Here is a 23,710-nt window from a genome sequence, read left to right as displayed (position 1 = left end):
AGTTGATGTTGCGGAAATCAAGCAGGCAACACGCCGGAACCCGAACCTCACTCAACCTCACGCGTCCGCAGCGATCGAGACGGAGACACTCAACCTCCACCGACGCGGGCCTTTTCAGCTACCGGGCGGGCGGCGTGCCCGGCGCCGTGGCAACCGACACCACCGACTGTCCTCGCTGTTCGCAAGGAGGACCCGGGGGGCCGCCGGACGCCGAGTCGATCCGCTCGTCCCGCTCAGAATGCCGATTATTGGTACACGAACGACGCCTGTAGCTTGGCGCTCCCAGCGTCGTGTCCTCTGCCCCCGCCCCATCCGGTTCGCGTCACCGACGCCACATCACCGCATCTGCGGGAGGTGCCGTGACCTGAGGGCGCAGCGCGGACTCGTCCAGGACCGCGACCAGTTGCGGCGGGTTCTCGCCGGTCAGGATGCTCTGCCGGTCCATCCGGGCGCTGACCTGCTGGTCGACCTCCGTCGCTGACATGAGGTCGTTGAGGCGCATGACCACGCGGGCGTAGTTCTCGGTTTGTAGCAGTCCGGGAACCAACAGAGGCTCGAACAGCCGTAGTTGCCGCGCGGCGCGTTCGGCGTCGAGCCAGGGGAGGAACCAGGACGGGGCGCCGACGCTGGCGACGAGTCGTTCGAAGAGCCCGCCGGTCCTGAGGGCCCGGTCGGCTCCCTTGATGAAGTCCATCGTCAGCGCCCGGGTGCCGCCCTCGACGGCGCTGACGTGCGACGCGCTGAAGCCCGCGCCCCGGCCGAAGGTCTCCTGGGTCATGCCGGCGCCGCCCCGGGCGCGGCGGATCTCGCCCACGATGAAGGCGGCGAGCGGGCTCGGCACGTCGGCCATTCAGGGCCTCCCAGTTTGAAGATCGACTACCCGCGGCGCCACCCGTCGGGCGTGGGCTCGGCCAACCCGGCCCGGACGCGCGCGGAGCCTTCCGAGCGTAGTCGCCTCCACAGCAGAGTGTCACCAGCGAGGGCCGCTCGTGGAGCGTTGGCCGGGGGCGGTCCTCGCGGGGCCGCCCCGGGCGGGCATCCGTGGGCGGCCCCCTTCCACGTGACGGCCGGCCGACGGGCGGGAGAAGACGTGACGATCGACAGGCCGCGCGGGGAGCGCGCGATCGCGCCGGGCGAGGTGATCCGCGTCCCGGAGGACTCCTACCGGTTCGGGGTCGGGGTCCTCACGATGTACGTCACCGAGGTCCTCGACCGGGGCCCGTTCCAGGGCGCGGAGTGGGTCGAGCTGCGCGGCCGGGAGCTGAACCCGGACGGCACGCTTCGACCGCGCGAGCGGTACGCCTCCGTCCGGCTGGACCGGGCGACCGTCGTCGGGGTGCCGTCGCGGTGACCCGGCGACGCGACCACGTACCGTCCCGCCCGACCTGGCGCTGCGCGGCCTGCGGGATCGCCTGGCCCTGCTCGGCGGCGAAGCTGCGCCTGCTCGGCGAGTACCGGACCGACCGGACCGCCCTGCTGGTCCACCTCGCCACCCTCCAGGTCGAGGCCGCCGCCCAACTCGCCGACCTGGACGGCGGCGGTTCCCGCGTCGACCTGGCCGACCGCTTCACCGCCTGGGCCCGCCCCCGTCCCGCCTCCTGACCACCTGCGCGCTCTCCCTCGGGTGGGGCGTCACTGGTTGGCGAGGGCCACCTGCCGGGCGTTGACGACGACGTCCACCCAGTACGAGTTCAGATTCGGTTCCTTCACCCGGGCCCAGCCGCCGGACACCACGGCGATCCGGTTGCCGGCGACGTCGAGATCCGTGGCGCCGGTGGCGACGTGGTCCCAGCTCCCGTTGAGCGGGCCGGCCTTCACGTAGGCGTTGCCGCCGTCGTCCCGTACCGCGATCCGGTAGCCCTCGACGACGACCTGCCGGCCCGCCGCCTGGTTTACCCAGGCCGCGTTGAGCGGCCCTTCCTTGACCTTGACCGTGCCGCCCTCGACGACGCCGATCCGGGCCCCGTCGAGGGACAGGTCGGTCGCGCTGGCCGCGACGGTGTGCCAGGACGCGTTGATCGGCCCCTCCTTGACCTTCGCGACGCCGTTCTCGATGACCCCGATCCGACCGTCGGCCGCGTCGATCACGGTCGTGTTGCTCGAGATGTGGGCCCAGTTCGCGCTGTAGAGGCCGTCCTTGGCCCAGGCCCTGCCGTCGGTGCCGAGCACGACGTAGCGGTCACCGTCGACGACGACGTCCCTGGCGTTGTGGAACAGCGTCACCCAGCCGGCGGTGAGGCCGCCGGCCTTCACCTCGGCGGCCCCGTTCGTGCTGATCACGGCGACGCGGTCGCGGTCGGCGGCGACCCTGGTGACGTTGGTCTTGAGTTCGTGCACGGTCCCGTTCAGCGACTCCTTGGCCGCGAGCGTCCCGTCGGTGCGCACCACCAGGACCCGGTCGGGGACGGCGTTGACCGGCGTCAGGTCGGCGAACGGGAGGTTGATCGGGGCGCCCTTGGTGACCGTGCCGCCGCAGGCGTACGCCGGGCGGATGTCGTACACCGCGCCGTGGCGGCGGATCTCGAAGTGCAGGTGCGGGCCCGTGGAGTTGCCCGTGCTGCCGACGTACCCGAGCACCTGCCCCTGCCCGACCTGCTGCCCCACGGCGACCGAAGCCGCCCCCACCATGTGCAGGTACCGGGTCTGGTAACCACCGGCGTGCGAGAGCGTCACCATGTTGCCCCCACCCGAGGTCCAACCCGCGAAGGCCACCGTGCCCGGGTACGCCGCCCCGATCGCCATCCCGCTGTTGCCCGCGATGTCCACCCCGTAGTGATCACTGTCGGTGGCCCCACACCTGTTCGCGAGCACACCCGTGACCCGCCCACCCACCGGCTGGACCATCACCCCGGTCTGCGCGGACGCCGGCTGCGCCGGAACGACCGCGAGCCCGAGCAGGACTCCCGCCGCTACTCCGATCGCCCGCAGTCGACCCCACGCGCTCACTCTGGTCACGTCTCCGCCCTCTCGCCGATATCGATGAACATCGGCATGGTGTGGCATCGCGCAGATGTTCACAAGGTCGCGTCGACGAATCCGCGTCCGTTCGGCCGGGCACCGGCAGCGGTTGAACGCCCCGCTTCGGGTGACAGCCCGGTGGACGGGCGCTTATGGGGGCGAGCGGCTCGACCATGGGCGGGAGGGACAGCGCCCGGTTGACTGGTGGGACGACGACGGGGGAGGACCACCGATGACCGAGACGATCCGTACCGCCGCCCTGGCCGGGGCGACCCTGACCACCGGGCTGGTGGCGGGGCTGTTCTTCGCGTTCACCTGCGCGGTCATGCCGGGCCTGGCCGCCACCGACGGCCGGACGCTGGTCGGCACCATGCAGTCGATCAACCGGAGGATCCTCAACGGCTGGTTCCTGGGCGCCTTCCTCGGCGCGCCGCTGCTGCTCGCCGTGGCCGCCGCCGCGCACCTGGACCGGGGCGGCCCGGTCCTCGTCTGGACCGTCGCCGCGCTGGCCTGCTACCTGGTCACCGTCGGGGTCACCGCGCGCCTCAACGTGCCGCTGAACGACCGGCTGGAGGCCGCCGGCCCGGTGGACCAGATCGCCGACCTGGCCGAGGTGCGGGCCTGGTTCGAGGCGGCGTGGGTACGCGGGAACCTCGTCCGCACGCTCTCCTCGGTGGCCGCGTTCGCCTGCCTGATCGCCGCCCTGCTGGCCCGGCGCGGCTGACCGCCGGCCGGGCCGGGCCGGCCGTGTCGTCGCCATCACCGACGCGGCAGGCATGGGCGGGGCGGCGTGGGGGAAGCGTGCCCGCATGAGGATGAGCAGCACCCCGGCCGTGGCGGCCTCCAGCGAGGATATGGGCCCGGAGGGCGTACGGGAGCCGGCCGGCGAGGTGCACGCCTGGCTGCCCGGGCAGAACCAGACCGTCTGCGGGCTCCCGCTCAGCCGGACCCGGCTGCGCCGCTTCCCGCACGTGCGGTTCGAGTACACCTCGACGGACGTGCTCACCGAGGCGGACCCGGTCGGCCGGATCTGCCCGCGCTGCCTGGCCGCCTCGCAGGGCCGCCGCCGGGGCGGGCAGAAGAACTGGGTCCGTCACGCACCCCGCCTCTGACGGCGGCGATCGGCGGCGCGGAACCGCAGGCGCCGACGGACGGGTCCGCTGCCGCGCCGCGATTGACTCGCGCCTGACCGGGTACGGGACGGGCATGCGGATCGTGGTGGTGGGGGCGACCGGCAACGCGGGCACCGCCCTGTTGCGCCGGCTGCGGCGGGAACGCGGAGTGGACCTCGCCGGGGTGGCCCGCCGGCTGCCCGGGCCGGACTGCGGCGAGCCGTACGACCAGGTGGAGTGGCACTCCTGCGACGTCGGCCTGCCCGGCGCGGCCGACCAGCTCGCCGAGGTCTTCGCCGGGGCCGACGCGGTGGTGCACCTGGCCTGGCAGATCCAGCCCAGCCACGACCAGCGGGTGCTGCACCGCACCAACGTGGGCGGCAGCGCGGCCGTGATCGACGCCGTGGTCCGCGCCGGCGTGCCGGCCCTGGTGTACGCGTCGTCGGTCGGCGTCTACGCGCCCGGCCCGAAGGACCACCCGGTCTCCGAGCGCTGGCCGGCGACCGGGGTGCCCGGCTCGTCGTACAGCCGGGACAAGGCCGAGGTGGAGGCGCTGCTCGACCGCGCCGAGCGGGAGCACCCGGGGCTGCGGGTGGTGCGGCTGCGACCCGGCCTGAACTTCCAGCGGGCGGCGGCCACCGAGATCACCCGCTACTTTCTCGGCCCGTTCGCGCCCGTCCGGCTGCTGCGCTTCGGCCGGATCCCGCTGGTGCCGACGAACCGGCGGCTGCGGATGCAGGCGGTGCACACCGACGACGTCGCCGACGCGTACGCCCGGGCGGTCCTCGGTGACGCGCGCGGCGCGTTCAACGTCGCCGCGGACCCGGTGCTGACCCCGGAGCTGGTGGCCCGGCACTTCCACGGCTGGACGGTGCCCGTCGCCGCCCCGGTGCTGCGCGTCGCCGCCGCCCTGACCTGGCGGGCGCGGCTGCAACCGATCGACGCCGGCTGGGTGGAGCTGGCGCTGCACGCGCCGCTGATGTCGAGCGAGCGCGCCGAGACGGAGCTGGGCTGGCACCCGCGCCACGACGCGCTCAGCGCGCTGAAGGAACTCTTCGCCGGCATGGCTGACGGCGCGCACACCGCCAGCCCGCCGATGTCGGCGGCCCGCCACCTCCCGGGCCGCCCCACCGGCCTGCTACGCGGTCGCCCCGCCGGCCACGGCAACCCCTACTGACCCACGACGCCCACCGCCTCCCGACGACGCTCGCGTCGATGGTCGCGTCGATCAAGAAGTTCGCGCCCTGGATCGGCGCCCCGGAGGACGCAAACCTCTTGATCAACGAGGCGGGGCGGGAGGCGGGGGAGGTGGGGCGGGGGGTGGGAGCGCGGGCTGGGTCAGAAGTCGGCGAAGACGTACGGGTGCTGGCGGGGGAAGAGGCGGCGCAGTTCCGCCGCCGCGTCCGTCGACACGTCGCCCAGTCCCCGCAGGCCCACCTCGACCGGGTCCAGGACCCCGTACGCCAGGGCGGAGAGGCCGGCGGCGGTCAGCGTGGCGGTCGGTGGCGAGCCGACGGTGGCGGCGGCACCGGTGACCAGCTCCAGCACGCCGGTCGCGCCGTCCAGCAGGTACGACCCGGCCAGCCACCGGTCGCCGGTCAGCTCCACCCGCACCCGGCCCGGCCCGACGGGCAGCCCGGCCAGCGCGTCGATCGACAGCAGCCGGGCCATCGGCGCGGAGTAGCTCGGTCGGGCCACCCGCGCCTCGACGTGCACGGCCAGGTCGGTCAGCCACAGCTCCGGCACCTCGTCGACGGGCACCTGGACGGTCACCCGCTCCACCTGGTCGACGTGCCGGCCGAAGAACTGCAACATGAGCGCCCGGGCGAGCGGGTCGGCGGCGAGCAGGTCGCCGGCGGCGAGCGTGCCGCCGTGGTCGTCGATGCGGTAGAGCACCGCGCCGGTGACCGTGCCGCCCGTGCGGGCCGTCAGCAGCCAGTGCTCGTCGCGGTCGCGCAAGCCCACGTCCCGGTAGCCGGGGAAGATCGCGAAGCCGTGCCGCTCGTTCAGGCACCGCTCGGTGAACGCGCGCCAGTCCCGGTAGCCCTCGCCGATCCGCTCCCAGCCCACCTCGCCGGGCAGGTCGGCGTTGAGCAGCTCGCCCAGGTCGGCCGGCGAGAACGTGACCGTACGCGGCTTCGGCAGCCCCACGTAGCCGAACCGGGCGTAGAACGACGGCCGGAACGGGTAGAGCGCGCTGAGCTGGTGCCCCTCGTCGCGCATCTCGTCGAGGAGCTGGTGCAGCAGGGTGCGTACGTGCCCGCGCCGGCGGGCCAGCGGGTGGGTTGCGACCCCGGCGACGCCGGCCATCGGCAGCACCTCGCCGCGCAGGTTCTGCCGCATCGGGATCGCCGAGGCGGCGGCCAGCGTGGTGCGCCCCTCCTCGACGACCAGCGTCCGGTTGCCCTCGTTGTAGGGCAGGTAGCCGCGGAACTCCTCCGCACGGGCCGCGCTGCGCGGCGACGCCTCGAAGGCGTACGCGCCGAGCGCGAAGCTGGTGGACAGTCTTTCCTCGGCGTTCACCCGGCGGACGGTCATCCGCCCATCCCATCCCGCCCCGGCGGTCGCCGCAACCGCAATCGCCGGTGACCGACCGGCGGGCGGTCAGCCGATCGGCAGGTGTCGCAGGTGCCGGCGGCGGCGCAGCCGGACGCTGAACACGGCCGCCACGGTGGCGATCAGCAGCGCGGTGACGGCCAGCCCGTGCAGCGACCCCCGCGTCAGGTAGCCGGAGTCGGTGTGGTCCACCGCCCAGGTGGCGATCTCCCGGCTGGACCAGAACGGGGTCAGTTTGGCGCCGGTGCCGGCCGGGTCGATCAGCATCTGCACCGCCACCACGGTGAGCAGCAGCAGCGTCCCCTCCAGCTCGCGGGGGAGTAGCGCGCCGATCAGCATCCCGAACGGCGCGGCCACCCCCACGCAGCAGAGCATCGCCACCGCCACCCCGCCGTGCCGCAGCTCGGGCGCGTCGACGACGGTGAGCACGAAGAACGGCACGGACAGGATGAGCCCGGCCGCCCACAGGCCGAGCATCCGGCCGAGGTAGAGATCGTGCGGGCGGTAGCCGGCCAGCCGCAGCCGGGGCTCCAGCTCGCGGGCCGCGCCGGTGGCGAAGAGGGCGGCGGTGCTGACGGCCCAGCTGATGCCGAGCAGCAGCGAACGCACCGACTGCCCGACGTGGGAGTCCCGCCGGAGCAGCCAGAACGCCAGCGGCATCAACAGCAGCAGCAGGAGCACGCCCCGCCGGCGCAGCAGCTCCCGCAGGGTCATCTCGGCGACGGTGATGAGGCGGTTCACGCACGCCCTCCCTGGGTGGCCGGGGTCAGGTCGAGCACCAGGTCGACCCGGTCGAGCTGGTTGAGCAGGTGGGTCACCACGACGATCGCCCGTCCCTCGTCGCGTAGCCGGGCGAGCTGGTCCCAGAAGTTGACGTACGTGCCCCGGTCGAAGCCCTGGTAGGGCTCGTCGAGCAGCAGCACGTCCGGCTCGCTGAGGGTGGACATCGTCAGGTTCAGCTTCTGCCGGGTGCCGCCGGAGAGGTCGCGGGCGAGGACGTCGCCCTCGGTCTCCCAGCCGAGGTGGCGGGCCGCCGCCCGGCCGGCGCGGCGGGCCGGCCCCCGGGACACGCCCCGGCCGGCGCCGATCAGCACGAAGTGCTCGTCGGGCAGCAGGAAGTCGGCGGTGCCGCCCTGCTGGGGGCAGTAGCCGACCCGGCCGGAGACGGTCACCTCCCCGGCGTCGGGGGAGACCAGCCCGGCGCAGACGCGCAGGAAGGTGCTCTTGCCGCTGCCGTTCGCCCCGATCACGGCGGCGATCTGCCCGGCCCGGACGGTCAGCGACGCGTCGCGCAGGACGGTGCGTCGCCCGTACCGCTTGGTGATGCCCCGGGCGTGCAGCCGGACCGGTCCGGGACGCGGACCGGGCGAGGTGCCGATGGTCTCGACGATCGCGGCGGCGTAGTCGTGCGGCCGGCCGAAGACGACCCACGGGTCGCCCCCGCTGTCCCGCAGGTGCGTGGCGGCCTCGGCGACCACGTGCCGGGCGGCGTCCGCCCGGACCCGGCGCCGGTCCAACTCGGCCGCGAACGCCCGCAGCCACTCGTCGGCGTTCATCCGTCGACCTCCTTCGTGACGAGGCCGGTCACCGGGGCGACGAACGCGAGCCAGGCGCTGCCGCCCTCGTGCAGGGTCGCCCGCCCGCTGTCGGTGAGCCGGTAGTACTTGCGGGCGGGCCCGGACGCGCCCTCCCGCCACTCGGCGGTGACCAGGCCGGTGCGTTGCAGGCGCAGCAGCACCGGGTAGAGCGTGCCGCCCTGGATCGGCCCGATGCCGGCGGCCTCCAGCGCCTGGGCGAGCTGGTAGCCGTAGGACTCGCCCTCGCGCAGCAGGGCCAGGACGCAGAGGTCGAGCACCCCGCGCAGCCACTGACCGCGCCGGTCGGAATCCACCCGACGAACATAGCGGCACTACCTAGGTGGCACAACTACCTAGACGACCGCGGCTGGCCGCGACAGGAGCCGGGACCAGCTCAGACGGCGACGACGTCCGAGACCACGACGGTCACGTTGTCCGGCGCGCCGGCCTGGTGGGCGAGCTTGACGAGCTGCTCGCCGCACTGGTGGCGGTCGCCGTACGTGTGCAGCGCGGCGGCGATCGTGCCGTCCTCGACGTAGTCGGAGAGCCCGTCGCTGCACAGCAGCAGCCGGTCGCCGGCCACCACCGTGAGCACCCCGATCGCCGGGGGAGTGTCCGAGCCCTGCACCGCCCGGGTCACCAGGGACCGCTGCGGGTGGTGCCGCGCCTGCTCGGGCGAGAGCGCCCCCTGGTCCACCAGCGCCTGGACGAAGGTGTCGTCGCGGGTGAGCTGGGTCAGCTCCCCGTCGCGCAGCAGGTAGCAGCGGGAGTCGCCCACCTGGGCCAGCACCAGCGCGTCCCCGGCGAGCAGGGCGGCGGTCAGCGTCGTACCCATGCCGTCGCGCGCCGGGTCGACGGTGATCGCGGCGTGGATGCGGCGGTTCGCGGTGCTCACCACGGCGCGCAGCGCTCCGGCCGCCTCGTCGGGGGTGGTCGGCGGGCTCAGCTCGTCCAGGATGCGGATGACGATCTCGCTCGCCACCTCGCCCGCGGGCAGGCCACCCATGCCGTCCGCGACCGCGACGAGGCGGTCACCGGCAAGGGCGGAGTCCTCGTTGTTGGTGCGGACCAGGCCGATGTCGTTGAGGATGGCCGAGCGGAGGATCAGCGTCATGGGGTCAAGCTTGCCAAGAACACCCTGCCGCCGTCTCTACGCACTACTGCGTAGGGTTGGGGAATGATGCCGGTGTCCATGGTCGGACGCGCCGGTGAGCTGGCCGAGCTCGACCGCGCGTGGTCCACCGTGGTCACCTCCCGGCGGTCCGCGCCGGCCGTCGCGGTGATCACCGGTGCCGCCGGGGTGGGCAAGTCCCTGCTGGTCGCGGCCGCCCTGGACGCGTTCGCCCCCCGGCCGGCGGTGGTGCTCTCCGGCGCCGCCCGCGTGCACAGCCCCGCCCCGTACGACTGGTTGGCCGCCGTTCTCACGGGCCGGGACACGAGCCGGCTCGACCTGCCGCCGGACGCGCTGGCCTGGCTCGCCCAGCAGCCGACCGCGCCGCGCGAGCGCTACGCGCCGGGCACCCTGCTCCGGCTCGCGGTGCGGGTCGTCCGGCTGCTGGTCGGCGCCGGCCCGGCCGTGCTGGTGGTGGAGGACCTGCACGCCCTCGACCCGGCCAGCCTGAACCTGGTGGGCGAGCTGGCGACCGCCGCCGACCTGCCGGCGCTGCTGGTGGTGGCGAGCCGGCCCGCCGAGGACGCCGTCGCGCCGGACCTCGCGGTCCGCGCCCTGGCCCGGCTCTGCGGCGTCCGGGGCGCCGTCCGCCAACACCTCGGACCGTTGCTCCCGGCCGAGGTCGCCGAGGTGCTGACCCAGGTGTACGCGGACCCGCGCCCGTCCGGTCGGCTGGTGCGCGCCGTCTGGCAGCGCACCGGCGGCAACCCGTACGCGCTGACCGAGCTGCTCGCCGCCCACGCCGGCCGAGGGCCCGAGGCGCTGCTCCGGCCGCCGCCCGCCCCGCGCCCGCCGAGGGTGGCGCCGCGGCGGCCGGCGGATCCGGTGGACGCCGAGCTGACCGGGCGGGAGATCGAGGTGCTGGGCTGCCTGGTCGCCGGGATGTCCAACAAGCAGGCGGCGCGGGCCCTCGGCATCTCGGTGCGGACGGTCACCGTGCACGTGTCCAACCTGCTGCGCAAGACCGGGTCGGCGTCGCGTACCGAGGCGGCGATCTGGGCGGTGCAGCGGCGGCTGCCGGTGCCGACACCGGTGGACGGCTGAGCCGACGCCTGACCGGGCCGGCGGGGTCCGCGTCGCCGGCGGGTGCTCAGCGGCGGGGGTAGCGGAGCAGGAGGCTGGCGGCGACCTCCTCGTCGCCGACGGCGGCGTACACGTGCGGCACGTCCGACGTCCAGCGCAGGTGCCCGCCGGCGGCGGCGGTCAGCGGCGCGTTGACCGGGCCGGCGCGCAGCACGCCCGAGAAGACGGTGACGTGCTCGGTGACCCCCTGTTGGTGCGCGGGGGAGAGCTGCTCCGGACCGGGCGCGACCAGCATCCGGTACAGCTCGTAGGTGGCGTCGGTGTCCTCGAAGACCTCCAGCAGGATGGCGCTGACCGCGGCGCCGCGGACGGTCGGCCCGGCGGCCGGGCCGGAGAGCACGGCCGTCAGCGGTACGCCGAGCTGCGCGGTGATCGCGTAGAGCGTCTCCAGGGTCGGGTTGCGGGTGCCGTTCTCCAGGCCGGAGAGGGTCGCCTTTCCCACCCCGGCGAGCCGGGCGAGGGTGGACAGCGACATCCCCCGCTCCTCGCGCAGGGCGCGTATCCGGCGACCGACGGCCTCGGCGCCCGGATCGGGGGCCGATCGGTGGACTGGTGACGTCTGCGGCACCCCGCTATGGTGCTACAGGTTCTTGTTCCGTAAACGGAACGATCGGGGGAGGCGGGATGGCGGGACTGTCGCAACCGGTGCTGGCGGGCGTGGTCACCGCGCTGGTCGGCTTCGCCAGTTCGTTCACGGTGGTGCTGGCCGGCCTGCGGGCCGTCGGCGCCTCGGACGCGCAGGCCGCCTCGGGGCTGCTCGCGGTGTGCGTGGCCTCCGGTGTCTCCGCCGTCTGGCTGGGCCTGCGGCACCGCATCCCGATGAGCATCGCCTGGTCCACCCCGGGCGCGGCGCTGCTCGTCGCCACCGGTGCGGCGCCCGGCGGGTGGCCCGTCGCCGTCGGGGCGTTCCTCGTCTCGGGTGCGCTGATCGTGGCCGCCGGGCTGTTCCCCGCGCTCGGGCGGGCCGTCGCGGCGATCCCCCGGCCGGTCGCGGGCGCGATGCTCGCGGGCGTCCTGCTGCCGCTCTGCACCGCCCCCGTCCGCGCGCTTGTCGAGGTGCCCCGGCTGGCCGTCCCCGTGGTGCTGGCCTGGCTGCTGCTGCACCGGTTCGCCCGCCGGTGGGCGGTGCCGGGCGCGCTGGTCGTCGCGGTGGCGGCGATCGCGCTGACCACGCCGGTCTCCGGGCTCGGCGGCGCGCGCCTGCTGCCCGCTGTCGAGCTGACCGCGCCGGCCTGGAGCCTCTCCGCGATGGTCGGCCTCGCGTTGCCGCTCTTCCTGGTCACCATGGCCGCGCAAAACGTACCGGGGATGGCGGTGCTGGTCGGCTACGGCTACCGGCCGCCCTTCGGCGCCGCGCTGCGCGCCACGGGGCTGACCACCGTGGTCGCCGCGCCCGCCGGCGGGCACGCGGTCAACCTCGCCGCGATCACCGCCGCGCTGGCCGCCGGCCCGGACGCCCACCCGGACCCGGACCGTCGCTGGATCGCCTCGGTCACCGCCGGGCTCGGGCTGGCCCTGCTGGGGCTCGGCGCCGGGGCGGCCACCGCGCTGGTCGCGCTCGCCCCGCCGGTGCTGATCGAGGCGGTCGCCGGGCTGGCGCTGCTCGGCGCGCTGGCCACCGCGCTCACCTCGGCGCTGGCGGAGCCGGCGGCCCGGGAGGCCGCAGTGGTCACCTTCGTGGTCACCGCCTCCGGGGTGACCCTGGTCGGCGTGGGCGGGGCGTTCTGGGGCCTGGTCGCGGGCGGGGTGATGCTCCTGCTCTTCCGCCACCGCTCCGGCGGGCCGGCCGCGCCGGAATCGCCATCCGGACCCGCGCCCGAGCCGGCAGGGCCGGGTGCGGTCGGGCCGGCTTCGACAGGACCGGATTCCGTCGCGGTCGCCTCGTCGCCGAGTGGCGGCCGGGCCGGCGGCACCTGACCCTCCACACGCTGTCGAGCTGAGTCGTTTACGACATCACGGCCCCGCCACTGTTGGCTGGCCGATCGGCACGTGGCTCGGCGACCGGAATCCGGCGTTTCGGAACCTGTCGTTCGGCACCCGGACGTCCGGCAGCCCGCTTCGGGCCGGCAGCGCGGGAGTTGAATCGTCTACGACATCAGCTCGACAGCGTGCGGCGGATGTGTCCGGTGCTGACGCTGTGCCACGCTGGACGGGCGCGCCCCGGCGGTGCGTTCGGGCGGGTGCGCCCCGGCGGTGCGTCGGTCACTCCTCGGGCGGCAGGTCGCGGGCCGGGACGTCGAGGCGTACCTGGTCGTCGGTGACGGCGGCGATCTGCTCGGCGAGCACGTAGACCGCGCCGGTGCGGACCAGGTCGGTGGAGACCTTCAGGTAGCCGCTGTGCAGCAGCCGGGCCGCCAGGTCGGCCGGTACGTCCGGCTCCTCGACGGCCGTCGACTCGATCAGCTCGTCCAGGCTGCTGCCCGGGTCGGCGGTCGGCGCCTGCACGGTCACCGCGTTCGGGTCGCCCCGCTGGACCAGGTCGACGGTGCCGACCTCGGTGCCGTCGACGTCGACCACCCGCATGCCCGTGGTGACCCGGGAAACTGTCGCCTGTCGCTCGGTGCCCTGCTGCTCCATCCTGCGGCGGTTCCCGGCCCCCGCTCCGGCTAAACCATCGTCGAGATCTTGGACAGTTGTCGCTCGGGCCGAACGGCAATCGTCCAAGATCTCGACGGGCCCCGATCACGCCTCCGGGGACCAGGCGGTCGGGGGGCGGGGGGAGAGCTCGCGCCACGTGTCGGTGCCCTGGAGCAGCGCCCGGACCGTCTCCTCGGCGTCCTCGGCGGTGTCGTACTCGTAGAACCGGGAGACGCCCTCGGAACCGCCGGCGCGCTGCTCGACGTGCCACCGGTCGGCGTCCACCCGGAGGAAGACGTCGCGCCGGGCCAGCCGGCCCCATTTCCCGTTCCACCAGTGCTTCCGCTGCTCCATGGCGGGGACTCTATCGAACAGGCGTACGAAAATGTGCGGCCCCTGCGGGATTCCCGCAGGGGCCGATGTGCGTGCGCCGGGTTCAGCGCGGAGTGGGCGGTTCCTCCCGGCGGCCCAGCACCTCGTCGAGGGCGCCGCGCCGCTGTCCGGGGGTGGTGTGGCCGGCGGCGACCAGGGCGTCGCGGATCTCGGTGAGCAGCCGGACCTCCTCGCTCGGCGCCTTCGGCGGCGGCTCCTCGCCCCGCTTGCGCCGCTCGGCCAGCTTGTTCATCGGGAACACCACGAGGAAGTAGAGCGCCGCCGCGGTGAGCAGGAAGGTGATCAGCGCGTTGACGAAGGCCACCCAGTCGAACGGGATCTCGCGGAACGTCGGTGTGGACCCCGTGAGGCCGTTCTTGCTGCCGGTGAGCAGCGCGATGAGCACCCGGACCAGCGGTTCCAGGAACGACTTGGTGAGCTGGGTGACCACGCCCGTGAACGCGGCACCGATGACGACACCGACCGCCAGGTCGACGACGTTTCCGCGCATGATGAAGTCTTTGAAGCCCTTGAGCATCCGTACTCCCGAGGTGTCCGGTCTTCCGTCCGGCACAACCTATGCCCCGGGCGCGGGCTCCAGAAAAGCGCCGGCCTCGATCGCCGCGCGGTCCGGGTCGCCGGCCCGGATCGCCTCGACCAGCCGGGAGTGGTCGACGTAGCGCTCCGGCTCCAGCGCGTCGCCCATCGACTGGGCGACCGTGCTGCGCAGCGCGGTGCCGACCGAGGCGTACAGCTCGGCGAGCATGCCGTTGTGCGCCGCCGCGACCACGGCGGTGTGCAGCGCCGCGTCGGCCTCCACGAACTCGTCGACCCGGCCGCCGCGCCAGGCCGCCTCGCGGGCGGCGAGCGCGCCGTCCAGGGCCGCCAGGTCCTCGGTCGTACGCCGCAGCGCGGCGAGCCGGGCGGCCTCCACCTCGAAGGCGCGGCGCACCTCGACCACCTCGGCCATCCGGTCGGCGGTGAGCCGGCGGGCCACCACCGGGGCCAGCTCGTCGGTCGACACCACGTACGTCCCGGAGCCCTGCCGGCACTCCAGCACCCCGGCGTGCACCAGCGCCCGCACCGCCTCGCGGACCGTGTTGCGGCCCACGCCGAGCGCCGCGACGAGCTGCGGCTCGGTGGGGATCCGCCCGCCGACCGGCCACTCGCCGCCGAGGATCCGCTCCCTGAGCTGGGCGATGGTCTGCCGCACCCGGTGTCCCCGCGGTGGTGCGGCGGCGGAATCAACCGACGGTGGCACTGGTTACAACACCTGCCCGGAATTCATCCCATGATTGTAGGTTCGGACGCATGACCCCGCCAACCACCGCCGCCCCGGCCGCACCCGTCGACGTCGACGTCGACGTCGACGCCGGCGCCTCGCCGGGTACGCCGGGTGCCGACCCCCGGTCGTCCCGCGCCGCCGCGCCTGCCGGTCCGGTCGCCGGTGGCCTGCTCGTGCTCGTCGGCATGCTGCTCGTGGCGCTCAACCTGCGGGCCGCGATCACCAGCCTCGGCGCCCTGCTCGACGAGGTACGCGGCGGCCTGGCCCTCTCCGGGGCGCTGGCCGGGGTCGTGACCACCCTGCCCGCGGTGGCCTTCGCCGTCTTCGGGTCGCTCACCCCCCGGCTGGTCCGCAAGAACTCCCCGGCCCGGGTGCTGGTGGTGGCGATGCTGATCCTCGCCGCCGGGCAGCTCGTCCGGGTCGGTACGGACTCCGCGCTGGTCTTCATCGCCGGCAGCGCCCTCGCGCTGGCCGGGATCGCGGTGGCGAACGTCCTGCTCCCGCTGCTGGTCAAGCAGTACTTCCCGCACCGCATCGGGCTGGTCACCGGGGCGTACTCGATGACGTTGACGGTGGGCGCGACGGTGGCCGCCGCGGCGGCGGTGCCGGTCGCGCACGTCTTCGGCACCTGGCGGGCCGGGCTCGCCGTGTGGGCCGGGCTGGCCCTGGTGGCCGTACTCCCGTGGGTGCCGCTGGCGCTGCGGGCGCGCGCGGCCCGACGGGCGGCGACCCCGGCGGCGGTGGCGCCCCGTCCCCGCCGGATCCGGCCCGGGCGGACGCGGCTCGGCTGGGCGATGGCGGTCTACTTCGGGACGCAGTCGCTGGGCGCCTACGCGATCATGGGCTGGCTGGCCCAGCTCTTCCGCGACGCCGGCTACCGGCCGCAGGACGCCGGCCTGCTGCTCGCCGGGGTGACGGCGCTGGGCGTGCCGATCGCCCTGCTGATGCCGACCCTGGCCGGGCGGCTGCGCACCCTGCACCCGCTGGTGCTGACGCTCTCCGCCGCGATGGCCCTCGCCTACGTCGGGATGGCCGTCGCGCCGCACGACGGTGCGCTGCTCTGGGTGGTGCTGCTCGCCATCGGGCAGAGCGCCTTCCCGATGATCCTGGCCACCATCGGGCTGCGCGCGCGGACCACCGAGGGAACGGTGGCGCTCTCCGCCTTCAGCCAGAGCGTCGGCTACCTCATCGCCGCGCTGGGGCCGCTGCTGGTGGGCATCCTCTACGGGACGACCGGCGGCTGGACCGTCCCGATCGGGTTCCTGCTGGCGGCACTCGCCGTGCAGACCGGCGCGGGCATGGTGATCGCCCGTCCCCGGCACATCGAGGACGAGGCGTGAGGAGGGGCCGTCAGGAGGTGGCCGGCGTGGGGTCGCCGGCCACGGCCTGGTCGACCGTCGGGTAGGTGTGCAGCACCTCGACGAGACCGCTCACCTCGAGGATGCGGAGCACGCCGCGCTGCGGGGCGGCCAGTCGCACCACGCCGCCGGCCTCGTCGCAGCTGTTCTTGGCCCGGACGAACACCGACAGCCCCGTGGAGTCGCAGAACGAGACGTTCGCCAGGTCGAAGACGAGCCGGCTGCGGCCCTTGTCGAGCAGGTCGGTGATCTGGTCCTGAAGCTGCGGTGCGGTCGCCATGTCCAGCTCGCCCGCGACCGATACGACGACCACGTCGCCGCGCTGTTCCGTGTGCACCGTCAAGGACATTCGCCAGACCTCCTGTTATCGGGGAAACGGTATCCCACGATCGGGGTGGTACGCAGAACGGGAGGCGGTATCCGGTGGCCGTCCTCATTCGTTTGCCCTGCGACAAGTAGCGCTCCGACCTCCGGTGATAGAGTCCGCCGTCGAGGTCGAAGGGGGTCCACCATGGCGTTGAGCGCCGAGGAAAGCGGCCGGCTGGCCGGTCTGCTGACCGGTCACGCCGAGCGGATCATACAACGCTGGACGGAGATCGCCGCCGGGTCACTGCGCGGGCGACTCAGTCAGGGCGAACTGCGCCGGCAGATGCAGGAGCTGCACTCCAGCATGATCACTGCCAGTGAGCAGGGGGCTGTCGACCTCGACTCCGAGCAGGCCACCGAGCTGCGCGCCGTGCTTTCCGAGCTGTCCCGGGGACGCGCCCGGCAGGGCTTCTCCGCCTCCGAGACCGCGGTCAGCGTGTTCTCGCTCAAGGAGGTGCTGCTGGAGCTGCTGGAGGCCGAGGGCGGCACCGACACGCTCCGCGACTACGTCGCCTTCTCCGGCCTGATCGACCAGATGGGCCTGTTCACCTTCGAGAGCTTCGTGCGCACCCGCGAGAGCCTCATCGCCGACCAGGCGGAGCAGCTGCTGGAGCTGTCCACCCCGGTGGTGAAGCTCTGGGAGGGCGTGGTCGCCGTGCCGCTGGTCGGCACCCTCGACTCGGCCCGGGCCCAGGTGGTGATGGAGCGGCTGCTCCAGACCCTGGTCGACACCGGCTCGCCCTACGCGATCATCGACATCACCGGCGTGCCGGCGGTGGACACCCAGGTCGCCCAGCACATCCTCAAGACTGTGGTGGCCGCCCGGCTGATGGGCGCCGACTGCATCATCTCCGGCATCCGGCCTCAGATCGCGCAGACCATCGTGGCCCTGGGCATCGAGTTCGGCGACATCGCCACCAAGGCCAGCCTCGCCGACGCGCTGCGGCACGTGCTCCGGCTCACCGGGGTCGAGACCGGCCGCCGCCAGCGCCGGGAGGCCTGATGGAGCGGGTGCCGATCCTCAAGATCGGCGACATCCTGCTGGTCTCCATCCAGGTCGACATGTCCGACCAGACGGCCGTCCAGCTCCAGGAGGACCTCGCGGAGCGGATCGTCGCCACCGGCTGCCATGGCGTGATCATCGACATCACCGCCCTGGACATCGTCGACTCCTTCGTCGGGCGGATGCTGTCGACCATCGCGTCGATCTCCAAGGTGCTCGACGCGGAGACGGTCGTGGTCGGGATGCGTCCCGCCGTCGCCATCACCCTGGTCGAGCTGGGCCTGTCGCTCAACGGCATCCGGACGGCGCTCAACGTCGAGCGGGGCATGGAGCTGATCGCGGCGGCCCACGCCGACGAGCACGAAATCGCGTTCGACGACGAACCGGACGCCGAGACGACGGCGTTGTCATGACCGCCGGAGTCGACCTGGGCCAGCCGCAGGCGCAGGCGATCCGCAGCGACGAGGACGTGGTACGCGTCCGGCAGTTGGTGCGTACGGTGTCGGTGGCGGTCAAGCTCTCGCTGGTCGACCAGACCAAGATCGTCACCGCGGCGAGCGAACTGGCCCGCAACACCCTGGTGTACGGCGGCGGCGGCACGGTCGAGGTGGCCACGGTGGACAACGGCCGGCGACGGGGTGTGCGGATCGTCTTCGCCGACTCCGGCCCGGGCATCGCCGACCTCGACCTGGCGCTGACCGACGGCTACACCACCGGCGGCGGGCTCGGCCTCGGGCTCAGCGGCGCCCGCCGGCTGGTCGACGAGTTCGACATCCAGACCGCCCCGGGTGAGGGAACCCGGATCACGATCACCAAATGGTCCCGATGAACGACGACGTGGTCCCCGACCGCGGAGTCTGGTACCGGGTCGAGAACGGCAGCGCGGCCAGCACGGTGCGTCGGGCCGCCGAACGGCTCGGCGCCCAGCTCGACCTGGGCGCCGCCCGCACCGCCGACCTGGCCATCGTCGCCGCCGAGCTGACCAGCAACCTGGTCAAGCACGCCGACGACGGTGTCCTGCTGCTGCGGCCGGTGCGGCGCGACGGGGAGGCCGGCGTGGAGCTGGTCGCCCTCGACACCGGGCCGGGGATGGCCGACCTCACCGCCTCCTCCCAGGACGGGCACTCCACCGTCGGGACCCTCGGCATCGGCCTCGGCGCGATCGTCCGACAGGCCAGCTGGTTCGACGGCTACTCCCGGCCGGAGCGCGGCACGGTCCTCGCCGTACAGGTCTGGCCGAAGCCCGACGGCGGGCACGAGCGGCCCTGGGTCGGCGCGCTCAGCCGGCCACTGGCCGGGGAGTCGGTCAGCGGCGACGGGTACGCGTGGCGGATCGTCGAGGGCCGGCGCCAGGTGCTGGTCTGCGACGGCCTGGGACACGGGCCGCTCGCCTCCGCCGCCACCGACGCCGCGCTCGACGCGTTCCGCAAGGCGCCGGTGGGGGCGCCGTCGGTGGTCGTCGCGCACCTGCACCGCTCGATGTCGCACACCCGGGGCGCGGCGCTGGCCGTGGCCGAGCCGGACCCGTCGGCCGGGGTGCTGCGCTACTCGGGGCTGGGCAACATCTCCGCCGCCGTGATCGGCGCCGACGGCAAGCGGCGGGGCCTGGTCTCGCTGCCCGGTATCGCCGGGCACCAGCGCCCCTCGGTCCGGGAGTACGACTACCCCTTCGAGGCCGACGCCCTGCTGGTCATGCACAGTGACGGGGTGGTCGACCGCTGGCAGATCGCCGACTATCCCGGTCTCGTCGACCGGTCGCCCCTGGTGGTGGCCGCGACGGTGCTGCGTGACGCCGGCACGCGCCGCGACGACGCCTGCGTCCTGGCCGTCCGGGCATGGTCGTGACCGGACCCACCGGGGCGCCACTGCTGACGATGGCGCTGCGGGTCGAACACGACATCTTCGTCGTCCGGCAGCGGGGCCGTGAGGTAGCCGCCGCGGTGGGCCTGGAGCACCAGGACCAGGTACGCATCGCCACGGCGCTCAGCGAGGTCGCCCGGGACCTGCTGCACTCGGTCGGCGGGGCGGATGTGGCATTCGTCCTCGTCGATGACGCCGTCGACGGCAGGCGCCACCTGCGGGTGGACCTCGTCCCGGTGCGCCCGCTGCCCGGCGGCCGGTACGAGCCGCAGTCCGGCGCGGTGGCGCGGTTGGTGGACAAGTTGGGCGTGGTGACCGGGGAGGGGGTTACGGTCGTGAGGATGTCCCGACGTGTCCCGGTCACCGCAGAGGTGCTGACCCCCGAGCGTCTCGCCGAGCTGCGCTCCGAGCTCGACCGGAACGCCCCGGGCAGCGCCCTGGACGAGCTGACCGCCCAGAACGCCCAACTGATCGCCGCCCTCGACGAGGTACGCAGCCAGCGCGACGAGCTGGCCGTCCTGAACGAGGAGCTGGAGGAGACCAACCGCGGGGTGATGGCGCTCTACAACCAGCTCACCGAGGAGCTGGAGGAGACCAACCGCGGCGTGGTGGCCCTCTACGCCGAGCTGGACGAGAAGTCCGCCCAGCTGCGCGCGGCCAGCGAGTCGAAGAGCCGCTTCCTGGCGAACGTCAGCCACGAGCTGCGGGCGCCGGTCACCGCGATCATGGGCCTGGGCCGGCTGCTCGGCGACTCCGCCTCCGACCCGCTCACGGCCGAGCAGGCCCGCCAGGTCGGGCTGATCCGTTCCTCGGCGGGTGATCTCCTCACGCTCGTCAACGAGCTGCTCGACCTGGCCAAGGCCGAGTCGGGCCGGATCGAGCCCGACTGGGCCGAGGTCGACCTGCGACCGGTCTTCGGCCAGTTGCGCGGCACGCTACGGGCCCTGGCCACCCGCCCCGACGTGGAGCTGGTGGTGGAGGAGCCGCCCGTCCCGGCGACGCTGCGTACGGACGAGGTGCTGCTCGCCCAGGTCCTGCGCAACCTGCTGCACAACGGGCTCAAGTTCACCGAGCGCGGGGAGGTCCGGCTGCGGGCGGAGCGGCGGGACGAGCGCTGGTCGCTCATCGTCTCCGACACCGGCGCGGGCATCCCCCCGGAGCTGCACGAGCGGATCTTCGAGGAGTTCTACCAGGTGCCCGGCGCGACCCGGGTCGGCGGCACGGGCCTCGGCCTGCCGTACGCGCGGCGGTTGGTGAACCTGCTCGGTGGCAGCCTGATGGTGTCCAGCGAGCCGGGCCGGGGCAGCACGTTCACGGTCACCCTGCCCGTGGGAGGAGCGTGACGTGGAGGGTGGCCCGGCGACAGTGCTGGTGGTCGACGACAGCCCCACCAAGCGCTACCTCCTGGTCAGCTGGCTCTCCCGGGCGGGCTTCACGGTGCTGGAGGCCGAGAACGGCGCCGAGGCACTGACCCGGGTCGGGGTGGACCCGATCGACCTCGTGGTGCTCGACGTGCGGCTGCCCGACATCAACGGTTTCGAGGTCTGCGAGCGGATCAAGGCGGCGCACCCGGCGATGCCGGTGATCCACGTGTCCGCGCACGCCGTGGACGTGGTGGACCGGGCGCAGGGGCTGACCCGGGGCGCGGACGCGTACCTGGCCGAGCCGATCGAGCCGGAGGAACTGGTCGCGACCTCCCACGCGGTGCTGCGCTACTACCGGGCCCGGCAGCGCGCGGAGCTGCTCGCCGAACGGCTGCTCGGGCTGGCCGACACCACCGTGGCGGTGCACTCCGCCCCGAACTTCGCGCGGCTGCTGGAGGCGGCGGCGGCCGGCGCCGCGCAGATCTTCAAGAGCCCGGCCGCCGTGGTCGCCGAGACGTTCGAGGGCGACTGCCTCGCCGGGATCGCGGACGGCCCCGGCGGCACGCCCACGATCGTCCCGTGGATCGTCGACGACGCCGGGGTGCCCACCGGGACGACGGTCCGGGTGGACGAGCCGGCCGCCTGGGGCCTCGTCGGGTGGCCGGCGGACGACACGGTCACGGTGGCCGCCGCCCGGCTGCGCGAGGACCGCGCGCCGCTCTACGTCGTGGTGCCCACCGCCACGCAGACCGCCCGCACCCCGGTGCTGCGGCAGCTCGCGCAGGCCGTGGCGGCGGCCGTGGAGGCGCAGCGCTCCTTCGACGAGGAGCACCGCATCGCGGTCACCCTCCAGCGCAGCCTGCTGCCCCGCCGGATACCGCAGGTCAACGGGCTCGACATGGCCGTCCGGTACGAGCCGGCGAGCGCGCAGACCGAGGTGGGGGGCGACTTCTACGAGCTGGTGATGCTCGACGGTCACCTGCTGCTGGCCATCGGCGACGTGGCCGGGCACTCGCTGCACGCCGCGACGGTGATGGCCGAGCTGCGGCACGCGGTGCGGGCGTACGCGGTGGAGGGGCACCAGCCGGGCGAGATCCTCCACCGGGTCAACGAGCTCATGCGCACCCTGCTCCCCAACGAGCTGGCCACGATCTGCGTGCTGCTGCTGCACCCGCCCAGCGGCCGGGTGCGGCTGGCCAGCGCCGGTCACCTGCCGCCGGCGCTCAGCCTGGACGGCAAGGTGGAGTTCGTGCAGCACTCGGCCCCGCTGCTCGGGGTCCGCGCGCAACGGCCGCCCGACCTGGAGTTCGTGCTGCCGGCCGGGGCGACGCTGGTGTTCTACACCGACGGGCTGATCGAGCGGCGGGACACCACGATCGACGACGGGCTGGCCGCCCTGGCCGTGGCCGCCGGCCGGGTCGAGGACGACCTGGACCAGTTCTGCGAACGGCTCCTGGTCGAGCTGGCCCCGCCGGAGATCCACGACGACGTCGCCGTGGTGGCCCTCCGCCGCCGCTGACCGTCGGGCGTTCCAGCGGAACTCGGCGGCCCCAGGGGCGCGCCGGCGTCGCCGCGCGGGTGCGCCGGTCAGCCGAGCGAGCGGGCGTACGCGGCCGGGGAGACGCCGGTGGCGGCGGTGAACTCCCGGACCAGGTGGGCCTGGTCGCTGTAGCCCAGGTCGGAGGCGAGCGCCGCCCAGTCCTGCGGCCCGCCGGCGGCCTGCTCGATCGCCTCCTGGAGCCGGTAGCGCCGGATGACCCACTTGGGGCCGACGCCGACGTACTCCAGGAAGAGCCGCTGCAACCGGCGGACGGAGCTGTCGTGTCGCCGGGCGAAGTCGCTCACCCGCAGGATGTTCCGGTCGGCGCGGATCTTCTCGACCAGCGCGATGACCTCGTCGGCGACCGGGTCCGGCTCGGGCGCCCAGGCGGTCAGGAAGGCGTCCAGCGCGGCGCAGCGCTCGTCGTCCGTGCCCTCGCAGACCGCGCCGCCCACGGCGGCCCGCGGGGGTGCGCCGGCACCGGTCGGGTCGGCGGCGCCGGGGCCGGTGGTGAGGGGCTGGCGCCGCCCGGTCAGCTCGGCGACCGACCGCCGCCAGTAGGGCCGGAAGCCGCCCGGGCGGAACTGGACGCCGCAGACCTGGCCGCTGCCGGCCAGCGTGATCGAGAGCAGTCGCAGCCCGACGCCGGTGATCTCGGCGGTCTCGGGGGCGTCGTCGTGACGGGCGAAGACCACGTTCACCGCGGGATGGGGCACGACCCGCTGCACGAACGGCTCGGTCAGCCGCCAGTCGACGAGCCAGTAGTGCTCCACATAGGGCAGTAGCGCGGCGGCCGGCAGGCAGCGGCGGAGCCGGACCCGCCGCAGCAACCGGTGGGGGTCCAGAATTCCCCGGCTGTCGCGGCGCGGCTGGTGTCGCATTTCTTCAAGACGATCCTCATACGCTGACCCTATGTCCACAAAGACTAGCGATCTGTTGGCAGCCGCGGCGCCCCGTACCGTCGCGGTGATCCGGGGAATCTCCGACGACCAGTTGGACCTGCCGACCCCCTGTAGCGAATACGCGGTACGCGACCTGCTCAACCACTTCTACCAGGCGGTGGTCAGTCTCCGGGTCCTCGCGGCGAAGCAGCAGCCGGAGTGGGTGGAGGAGCCCGACCACCTGACCGAGGGCTGGCGCGACCGCTTCGAGGGCGAGATCGGAAAACTCATCGAGGCGTGGTCGGATCCGGCCGCGCTGGAGGGTGACTCGCCCGGGATGGGCATGCCGCAGGAGACGGTCGGCAGCATCGCGCTGCTCGAACTCACGGTGCACGGTTGGGACCTGGCCATCGCCACCGGCCAGCCGTTCCAGCCGGCGCCGGAGGCGCTGCCCCCGATCTACGCGTTCATGGAGCAGCAGGGCCCGACGGCCCGCGAGCGTGGCCGCTTCGCCGAGCCGGTGGCCGCGTCCACCTCGGACGCCTCGGAGATCGATCGTCTCCTCGCCCTGACCGGTCGGCACCCCGACTGGTCGGCCGGCGCCTGATCGGACAGCCCTCTCCCTCTCGCAGGCCCGCGCGGCATCC

General features: G+C 74.0%; 29 protein-coding genes. 15 read left to right on the top strand and 14 right to left on the bottom strand.

Features of this window, described 5'->3' with window-relative positions:
• Window positions 1-322: 322 nt before the first annotated feature.
• Entirely contained in the window at window positions 323-850 is a 528-nt protein-coding gene (locus tag ACLQ22_RS20625; RefSeq protein ID WP_425693724.1) for a helix-turn-helix domain-containing protein, read from the bottom strand.
• Between the two features lie 240 nt (window positions 851-1,090).
• On the opposite strand from ACLQ22_RS20625, the gene ACLQ22_RS20620 reads away from it, so the two are divergent.
• Together ACLQ22_RS20620 and ACLQ22_RS20615 are read left to right on the top strand one after the other, a co-directional pair.
• On the top strand, window positions 1,091-1,351 hold the full coding sequence (locus ACLQ22_RS20620) for a hypothetical protein (RefSeq protein ID WP_425693723.1): 261 nt from the start codon (window positions 1,091-1,093) through the stop codon (window positions 1,349-1,351).
• Window positions 1,348-1,602, top strand: coding sequence for a flavin reductase (locus ACLQ22_RS20615; protein ID WP_425693722.1), 255 nt, complete (start codon window positions 1,348-1,350; stop codon window positions 1,600-1,602). The genes ACLQ22_RS20620 and ACLQ22_RS20615 overlap by 4 nt, the downstream gene beginning before the upstream one ends.
• 30 nt (window positions 1,603-1,632) lie before the next feature.
• Here ACLQ22_RS20615 and ACLQ22_RS20610 read toward each other — a convergent pair whose 3' ends face one another.
• Window positions 1,633-2,955, bottom strand: coding sequence for a M23 family metallopeptidase (locus tag ACLQ22_RS20610; RefSeq protein ID WP_425693721.1), 1,323 nt, complete (start codon window positions 2,953-2,955; stop codon window positions 1,633-1,635).
• 235 nt (window positions 2,956-3,190) lie between these two features.
• Here ACLQ22_RS20610 and ACLQ22_RS20605 point away from each other — a divergent pair, with 235 nt between their 5' ends.
• The 3 genes from ACLQ22_RS20605 to ACLQ22_RS20595 all read left to right on the top strand — a co-directional run bounded on the left by ACLQ22_RS20605 (window position 3,191) and on the right by ACLQ22_RS20595 (window position 5,247).
• Window positions 3,191-3,682 carry a DUF1772 domain-containing protein gene (locus tag ACLQ22_RS20605; RefSeq protein ID WP_425693720.1) on the top strand — a complete coding sequence of 164 codons (492 nt, stop codon included), beginning with the start codon at window positions 3,191-3,193 and terminating at the stop codon, window positions 3,680-3,682.
• Between the two features lie 85 nt (window positions 3,683-3,767).
• Window positions 3,768-4,070 carry a hypothetical protein gene (locus ACLQ22_RS20600; RefSeq protein WP_425693719.1) on the top strand — a complete coding sequence of 101 codons (303 nt, stop codon included), beginning with the start codon at window positions 3,768-3,770 and terminating at the stop codon, window positions 4,068-4,070.
• 94 nt (window positions 4,071-4,164) lie between these two features.
• Window positions 4,165-5,247: an NAD-dependent epimerase/dehydratase family protein gene (locus ACLQ22_RS20595; RefSeq protein ID WP_425693718.1), complete on the top strand. Its 1,083-nt coding sequence runs from the start codon at window positions 4,165-4,167 to the stop codon at window positions 5,245-5,247.
• A 161-nt stretch (window positions 5,248-5,408) separates the two neighbouring features.
• On the opposite strand, the gene ACLQ22_RS20590 is transcribed toward ACLQ22_RS20595, so the two are convergent.
• The 5 genes from ACLQ22_RS20590 to ACLQ22_RS20570 form a co-directional block, all read right to left on the bottom strand.
• Window positions 5,409-6,593 (bottom strand): GNAT family N-acetyltransferase, encoded by a 1,185-nt coding sequence (locus ACLQ22_RS20590; protein WP_425693717.1) that lies wholly within the window; start codon window positions 6,591-6,593, stop codon window positions 5,409-5,411.
• 81 nt (window positions 6,594-6,674) lie between these two features.
• Window positions 6,675-7,367 carry a hypothetical protein gene (locus ACLQ22_RS20585; protein ID WP_425693716.1) on the bottom strand — a complete coding sequence of 231 codons (693 nt, stop codon included), beginning with the start codon at window positions 7,365-7,367 and terminating at the stop codon, window positions 6,675-6,677.
• Window positions 7,364-8,182, bottom strand: a complete 819-nt coding sequence (locus ACLQ22_RS20580; RefSeq protein WP_425693715.1) for an ATP-binding cassette domain-containing protein — start codon at window positions 8,180-8,182, stop codon at window positions 7,364-7,366. The genes ACLQ22_RS20585 and ACLQ22_RS20580 overlap by 4 nt, the downstream gene beginning before the upstream one ends.
• Window positions 8,179-8,517: a PadR family transcriptional regulator gene (locus ACLQ22_RS20575; protein WP_366641275.1), complete on the bottom strand. Its 339-nt coding sequence runs from the start codon at window positions 8,515-8,517 to the stop codon at window positions 8,179-8,181. The genes ACLQ22_RS20580 and ACLQ22_RS20575 overlap by 4 nt, the downstream gene beginning before the upstream one ends.
• An 80-nt stretch (window positions 8,518-8,597) precedes the next feature.
• Window positions 8,598-9,317 carry a PP2C family protein-serine/threonine phosphatase gene (locus ACLQ22_RS20570; protein ID WP_121397158.1) on the bottom strand — a complete coding sequence of 240 codons (720 nt, stop codon included), beginning with the start codon at window positions 9,315-9,317 and terminating at the stop codon, window positions 8,598-8,600.
• Between the two features lie 63 nt (window positions 9,318-9,380).
• On the opposite strand from ACLQ22_RS20570, the gene ACLQ22_RS20565 reads away from it, so the two are divergent.
• Complete coding sequence (locus tag ACLQ22_RS20565; RefSeq protein ID WP_425693714.1) at window positions 9,381-10,418, top strand: AAA family ATPase; 1,038 nt, start codon at window positions 9,381-9,383, stop codon at window positions 10,416-10,418.
• A 46-nt stretch (window positions 10,419-10,464) separates the two neighbouring features.
• Here ACLQ22_RS20565 and ACLQ22_RS20560 read toward each other — a convergent pair whose 3' ends face one another.
• Window positions 10,465-10,932 carry a helix-turn-helix domain-containing protein gene (locus tag ACLQ22_RS20560; protein ID WP_425693713.1) on the bottom strand — a complete coding sequence of 156 codons (468 nt, stop codon included), beginning with the start codon at window positions 10,930-10,932 and terminating at the stop codon, window positions 10,465-10,467.
• 149 nt (window positions 10,933-11,081) lie between these two features.
• Between ACLQ22_RS20560 and ACLQ22_RS20555 the strand changes: the two genes are divergently transcribed.
• Complete coding sequence (locus ACLQ22_RS20555; RefSeq protein ID WP_425693712.1) at window positions 11,082-12,374, top strand: benzoate/H(+) symporter BenE family transporter; 1,293 nt, start codon at window positions 11,082-11,084, stop codon at window positions 12,372-12,374.
• A 285-nt stretch (window positions 12,375-12,659) separates the two neighbouring features.
• Here the strand turns inward: ACLQ22_RS20555 and ACLQ22_RS20550 are convergent, their stop codons facing one another.
• From ACLQ22_RS20550 to ACLQ22_RS20535, 4 genes are all read right to left on the bottom strand, one after another.
• The gene (locus tag ACLQ22_RS20550; protein ID WP_425693711.1) at window positions 12,660-13,034 is read right to left on the bottom strand and encodes a hypothetical protein; all 375 of its coding nucleotides are present in this window, start codon (window positions 13,032-13,034) and stop codon (window positions 12,660-12,662) included.
• Between the two features lie 105 nt (window positions 13,035-13,139).
• On the bottom strand, window positions 13,140-13,388 hold the full coding sequence (locus ACLQ22_RS20545; protein WP_425693710.1) for a hypothetical protein: 249 nt from the start codon (window positions 13,386-13,388) through the stop codon (window positions 13,140-13,142).
• A gap of 82 nt (window positions 13,389-13,470) precedes the next feature.
• Window positions 13,471-13,944 (bottom strand): large conductance mechanosensitive channel protein MscL, encoded by a 474-nt coding sequence (mscL, locus tag ACLQ22_RS20540; RefSeq protein WP_121397153.1) that lies wholly within the window; start codon window positions 13,942-13,944, stop codon window positions 13,471-13,473.
• Between the two features lie 39 nt (window positions 13,945-13,983).
• Window positions 13,984-14,667: a FadR/GntR family transcriptional regulator gene (locus ACLQ22_RS20535; protein ID WP_425693709.1), complete on the bottom strand. Its 684-nt coding sequence runs from the start codon at window positions 14,665-14,667 to the stop codon at window positions 13,984-13,986.
• 209 nt (window positions 14,668-14,876) lie between these two features.
• On the opposite strand from ACLQ22_RS20535, the gene ACLQ22_RS20530 reads away from it, so the two are divergent.
• Window positions 14,877-16,031: an MFS transporter gene (locus ACLQ22_RS20530; protein ID WP_425693772.1), complete on the top strand. Its 1,155-nt coding sequence runs from the start codon at window positions 14,877-14,879 to the stop codon at window positions 16,029-16,031.
• Between the two features lie 10 nt (window positions 16,032-16,041).
• On the opposite strand, the gene ACLQ22_RS20525 is transcribed toward ACLQ22_RS20530, so the two are convergent.
• On the bottom strand, window positions 16,042-16,398 hold the full coding sequence (locus ACLQ22_RS20525; RefSeq protein ID WP_091624489.1) for an STAS domain-containing protein: 357 nt from the start codon (window positions 16,396-16,398) through the stop codon (window positions 16,042-16,044).
• A 162-nt stretch (window positions 16,399-16,560) separates the two neighbouring features.
• Here ACLQ22_RS20525 and ACLQ22_RS20520 point away from each other — a divergent pair, with 162 nt between their 5' ends.
• From ACLQ22_RS20520 to ACLQ22_RS20495, 6 genes are read left to right on the top strand one after another with little or no spacing between them, the layout of a single operon-like run.
• A complete protein-coding gene (locus tag ACLQ22_RS20520) occupies window positions 16,561-17,418 on the top strand; it encodes an STAS domain-containing protein (RefSeq protein WP_425693708.1) in 858 nt (285 codons plus the stop codon).
• Window positions 17,418-17,831, top strand: coding sequence for an STAS domain-containing protein (locus ACLQ22_RS20515; protein ID WP_425693707.1), 414 nt, complete (start codon window positions 17,418-17,420; stop codon window positions 17,829-17,831). Before ACLQ22_RS20520 ends, ACLQ22_RS20515 begins: the two co-directional genes overlap by 1 nt.
• Entirely contained in the window at window positions 17,828-18,247 is a 420-nt protein-coding gene (locus ACLQ22_RS20510; protein ID WP_425693706.1) for an ATP-binding protein, read from the top strand. Before ACLQ22_RS20515 ends, ACLQ22_RS20510 begins: the two co-directional genes overlap by 4 nt.
• Entirely contained in the window at window positions 18,235-19,263 is a 1,029-nt protein-coding gene (locus tag ACLQ22_RS20505) for a SpoIIE family protein phosphatase (protein WP_425693705.1), read from the top strand. The genes ACLQ22_RS20510 and ACLQ22_RS20505 overlap by 13 nt, the downstream gene beginning before the upstream one ends.
• Before the next feature lie 29 nt (window positions 19,264-19,292).
• Complete coding sequence (locus tag ACLQ22_RS20500) at window positions 19,293-20,621, top strand: ATP-binding protein (protein ID WP_425693771.1); 1,329 nt, start codon at window positions 19,293-19,295, stop codon at window positions 20,619-20,621.
• A 1-nt stretch (window position 20,622) separates the two neighbouring features.
• The gene (locus ACLQ22_RS20495; protein WP_425693704.1) at window positions 20,623-22,161 is read left to right on the top strand and encodes a SpoIIE family protein phosphatase; all 1,539 of its coding nucleotides are present in this window, start codon (window positions 20,623-20,625) and stop codon (window positions 22,159-22,161) included.
• A gap of 68 nt (window positions 22,162-22,229) precedes the next feature.
• Here the strand turns inward: ACLQ22_RS20495 and ACLQ22_RS20490 are convergent, their stop codons facing one another.
• Complete coding sequence (locus ACLQ22_RS20490) at window positions 22,230-23,063, bottom strand: DUF6597 domain-containing transcriptional factor (protein WP_425693703.1); 834 nt, start codon at window positions 23,061-23,063, stop codon at window positions 22,230-22,232.
• 31 nt (window positions 23,064-23,094) lie between these two features.
• On the opposite strand from ACLQ22_RS20490, the gene ACLQ22_RS20485 reads away from it, so the two are divergent.
• Window positions 23,095-23,670, top strand: coding sequence for a TIGR03086 family metal-binding protein (locus tag ACLQ22_RS20485; RefSeq protein ID WP_425693702.1), 576 nt, complete (start codon window positions 23,095-23,097; stop codon window positions 23,668-23,670).
• Window positions 23,671-23,710 lie beyond the last annotated feature (40 nt).

The organism is Micromonospora sp. DT178, from assembly GCF_049841695.1.
In the GTDB taxonomy this organism is placed as follows: Bacteria; Actinomycetota; Actinomycetes; order Mycobacteriales; family Micromonosporaceae; genus Micromonospora.
This window is presented reverse-complemented; position numbering and strand designations above follow the sequence as displayed.